The sequence below is a fragment of the Pyxidicoccus trucidator genome, assembly GCF_010894435.1.
Lineage (GTDB): Bacteria > Myxococcota > Myxococcia > Myxococcales > Myxococcaceae > Myxococcus > Myxococcus trucidator.
Genome location: NZ_JAAIXZ010000115.1, coordinates 1 through 391 on the forward strand (window position 1 = coordinate 1; position 391 = coordinate 391).

Genomic DNA, 391 nt, shown 5'->3' on the forward strand with positions numbered 1-391 from the left:
CCGAAGCTGAGCGAGATGGCCCTGTTGGCCAGCGCGGTGTACGCGCACCAGCGTGACGCGAAGCGCGCCAGGACGATGCCCGGTGGCAAGGCGGGCGCGGCCGACGCGAGCAGTGGTCGCATCAGCCCGTGGCGCCTGGCGCTGCGCTCCCGCCGCCGGTAACCCCACCTCCGAGCTCACGAGACTTCCATGCGCTATTTCACGAAGCAGCAGGGACAGAAGGAAGCGGTGCCGGTGGACCTGGAGGCCCTGGGGGGCGACAGGTACAAGCTGACCGTCAACGGCGTCACGTATCAGGTGGACGCGCTGGCGCTCGAGCACGGCACCATGAGCATGCTGGTGGACGGCCAGTCCTACAGCGCCGAGTTCGAGGAGAGCGGCGACGAGGTCG

Annotated in this window: 1 pseudogene; it reads left to right on the forward strand. The window is 69.1% G+C overall.

Going from position 1 to position 391, the window contains the following annotated elements:
• Nucleotides 1–189 precede the first annotated feature (189 nt).
• Nucleotides 190–391 (forward strand): annotated as a pseudogene (locus tag G4D85_RS48670) (biotin/lipoyl-containing protein); the annotation flags it as partial.